This is a genomic window from Salibaculum sp. (assembly GCF_035270045.1).
Taxonomy (GTDB): domain Bacteria; phylum Pseudomonadota; class Alphaproteobacteria; order Rhodobacterales; family Rhodobacteraceae; genus Salibaculum.
In genome coordinates this window covers 1-3,734 of record NZ_DATFIP010000021.1, presented here as the reverse complement: position 1 = coordinate 3,734, position 3,734 = coordinate 1, and the positions used below count along the sequence as shown (strand labels likewise).

The following is a 3,734-nucleotide window of genomic DNA, read 5'->3' as shown; positions in this document are numbered from 1 at the left end:
CCGTCACGTCCCGACCCGGCGCATATCGTCACCGAGACCGAGCTGCGGCAGCACCGGGAACAGTCCGAGCGGCTGATCGCAACCGCGCGATCCGGGTTGCAGGAACTGTTCCGGCAAGTGGCGGGGCAGAACTATGTCCTGCTGCTGGCCGATGCGACGGGGGTCTGCGTCGATTTCTTCGGCGACACGCGATTTGAAGATCAGCTGCGTGACGCGGGGCTGTACCTGGGGTCGAATTGGACCGAAGACCTGGCGGGGACCTGTGGTGTCGGGTCATGCATCGTGACCGGGGAGGCGATCACGATCCATCAGAGTGACCATTTCGGGCTGGCGCATACGCCGCTGTCCTGCACCGCGGCCCCGATCCACGACACCAAGGGCGAGCTGGTCGCGGTTCTTGATATCTCATTGCTGCGCTCGCCGTCACCGAAGTCATCGCAGAACCTGGCGATGGGATTGGTGACAGATTCTGTGCGGCGGGTGGAGATGGCGAATTTGATGGCCATGACCCGACGGGACTGGGTGTTGCGGGTGTCGACCAGCCCGGAATTCCTGGAGGTCGACCCGGAAGCGGCCCTGGCGCTCGACGGATCGGGGCGGATCCTTGGCATGACGTCAGGCGCACGGCGCGTGCTCGACCCCGAGGGCGGCGGCAGTCTGATCGGTGCGCGGATCGACGATTTCATGGACCTGACGGTGGACGACCTGCCGGATTTGATGCGCGGGCGACCAAGCGAGGAGCGGGTGCTGCGCATGAAGGATGGTCGCGGCTTGTTCGGGCATGCAATTTCGCCACAAAAACCGCTCCGAAGCCGGGTCATTCGCCCGCGTGACGCCGCATTGGAGGGCGCGCTTGGCAGTCTCGCGGGGGCGGACCCCGTGCTGGAAGACGTGCTCGGCAAAGCGGCGCGGTTGGCTCCGACGCCGATCCCGCTCCTGATCTCGGGGGAGACGGGGACCGGAAAAGAAAAGATGGCGCGTGCGATTCATGTCTCGGGGTCGATGGGCCGCGTTTTCCACACCCTGCGTTGCGCCACGGCCGGGGATCTTGCCGCGCTGACACAGGCCGAGCCGGGAACATTGTTCCTGCGCGGGGTCGAGGACCTCGATGCGCAGATGCAGGCCAGTCTGCTGGCGCTTCTCGATACGGCATCCCATCTGCGCGTCGTGGCTTCCTGCCGCACTGCCCCCGGCCTTTTGGCCGAAACGATGCGCCCGGATCTCTATCACCGGCTGGCGGGCGCGGTGCTGAGCTTGCCACCGCTGCGGCATCGGACCGATATGGACTGGCTGATCGACCGGCTGCTGCGGCGGCGCTGCAATGATGATCTGCGTCTCTCGCTCACGGCCAGAGCCGAGTTGAAATCACGGGCATGGGCCGGCAATATCCGCGAGCTGGAGTCGGCGCTGGACGTGGCCATCGCCCTCTGCGAAGGGCGGGTCATCGACCTGCCGGACCTGCCATTGGCGCAGGAGCGCCAGGCCGCCACGGACTATTCGCGGCACGAAGACCTCGAAACGCTGATGGCGGCCTGCGGCTGGAATATGGCTCAGGCGGCGCGGCGGCTCGGGGTGAACCGCTCGACCGTGCTGCGGCGCCTGCGCAAGGCACGGCTGACGCCACCGGAGTAGGGGCCCCGCGCCGTTTCAACATGTTGCGCAGATGTTGCGCGCGCAACGCGCCGGGCTCTTGAAGCGGCGATTGACCTGTCTCGGTCACGATTGGCATTGCCTGAACCGCTCTTCCCTTGCCAGCCTCCCAGTCGGAGGAAATTCGAACCAACACAGGCTCGAACCAACACAGGGAGGAGCAGATGCTCGACACGACACTTGCTGACCAAACGCAAGCGATACTCGATGAATTCGGGTCCGCGCTCGAAAAGGGCGACATTTCCGCGGCATGTGACATGTTCCAGGACGAATGTTACTGGCGCGACCTCGTCACGTTCACCTGGAACCTCAAGACGGTGGAGGGCAAGGACGAGATCGCCGACATGCTGTCCCACCAGCTTGACAAGACGGCCCCCACTGGCTGGACCCTCGCCGAGGGGGAGGTGCCGACCCAAGAGGACGGTGTCACCACCGCCTGGATCGAGTTCGAAACAGCGGTGGCGCGGGGCTACGGCCTGATGCGGCTCAAGGGTGACAAGATCTGGACCCTGCTGACGACGATGGTGGAACTGAAGGGCCACGAGGAACCCGCGGGGTTCAACCGACCTCTGGGCGCCAAGCACGGGGCCGAGAAGAACCGTGAGAGCTGGCAAGAAGAGCGTGACCGCGAGGCCGCCGAGTTGGGGTACAAGACGCAGCCCTATTGCCTGATCATCGGCGGCGGGCAAGGCGGGATCGCCATGGGCGCGCGCCTGCGGCAGTTGGGCGTGCCGACGATCATTGTCGAGCGCAACGACCGCCCCGGAGACAGCTGGCGCAACCGATACAAGTCGCTCTGCCTGCATGACCCGGTCTGGTATGATCACCTGCCCTATATCAAGTTCCCCGAGAATTGGCCCGTCTTCGCGCCGAAGGACAAGATCGGCGATTGGCTGGAGATGTACACCAAGGTCATGGAGCTGAACTACTGGACAAACACCACGGCCAAGAGCGCGGAATTCGACGAGGAAACGCAAGAATGGACCGTCGTGGTGGACCGCGATGGCGAGGAGGTGGTCCTGAAGCCCAGGCAACTGGTCATGGCCACCGGCATGTCGGGCAAGAAGCGGATGCCGGACTTCCCCGGCATGGACAGCTTCAAGGGGACACAACAGCATTCCTCCGAGCACGCGGGTCCGGACCGCTGGGCGGGCAAGAAGGTGGTTGTCGTGGGATCGAACAACTCGGCCCACGACATCTGTGCCGCGCTTTGGGAGAACGACGCCGACGTGACCATGGTGCAGCGGTCCTCGACACATATCGTGCGGTCGGACTCGCTGATGGAGATCGGCCTTGGCGCGCTCTATTCCGAAGAGGCGGTGCGCGCCGGCGTGACGACCGAAAAGGCGGACCTTATCTTTGCCTCGCTGCCCTATCGCATTCTGCACGAGTTTCAGATCCCGGCCTACGAACAGATGAAGGAGCGCGACAAGGCGTTCTACGAGGGGCTCGAAAAGGCGGGCTTCTGGCTTGACTGGGGCGATGACGGCTCGGGCCTGTTCATGAAGTACCTCAGGCGCGGATCAGGCTACTACATCGACGTCGGCGCCAGCCAGTTGATCATCGACGGCAAGGTGAAGCTGAAGCGCGGACAGGTGACAAAGCTCGATGAAACAGGTGTGATCCTCGACGATGGCACGCATCTGGACGCAGACCTGGTGGTCTATGCCACCGGCTACAACTCCATGAACGGGTGGGTCGCCGACCTGATGGGCCAGGGCAAGGCCGACCAGCTTGGCAAGTGCTGGGGCCTCGGGTCGGACACGACGAAAGACCCCGGCCCGTGGGAAGGCGAGCAGCGCAACATGTGGAAGCCAACGCAGGTGCCGAACTTGTGGATGCATGGCGGCAACCTGCACCAGTCGCGACACTACTCGCAATTCCTGTCACTGCAGATCAAGGCGCGGATGGAAGGTATTGAAACCCCGGTTTACGGGTTGCAGGACGTCCATCACCTGGGGTGAGACGGACATGTGAACAGCCCCCGGCATTTACGTGCCGGGGACCCGTTTGATCTGCGTGCAAGGCCTCATAACATGGCCTCAGCGGGGCAGGTCAGGGCCACTTGGAACTTGCGACGATGC

At 63.9% G+C, this 3,734-nt stretch carries 2 protein-coding genes; both read left to right on the top strand.

Annotation, left to right across the window (positions count from 1 at the left end):
• A partial coding sequence (locus tag VJ897_RS03600; RefSeq protein WP_324053341.1) for a sigma-54-dependent Fis family transcriptional regulator occupies positions 1–1,632 on the top strand: 1,632 nt, incomplete at its 5' end.
• 182 nt (positions 1,633–1,814) lie between these two features.
• The gene (locus VJ897_RS03595; protein WP_324053339.1) at positions 1,815–3,614 is read left to right on the top strand and encodes an NAD(P)-binding domain-containing protein; all 1,800 of its coding nucleotides are present in this window, start codon (positions 1,815–1,817) and stop codon (positions 3,612–3,614) included.
• Positions 3,615–3,734: the final 120 nt, after the last annotated feature.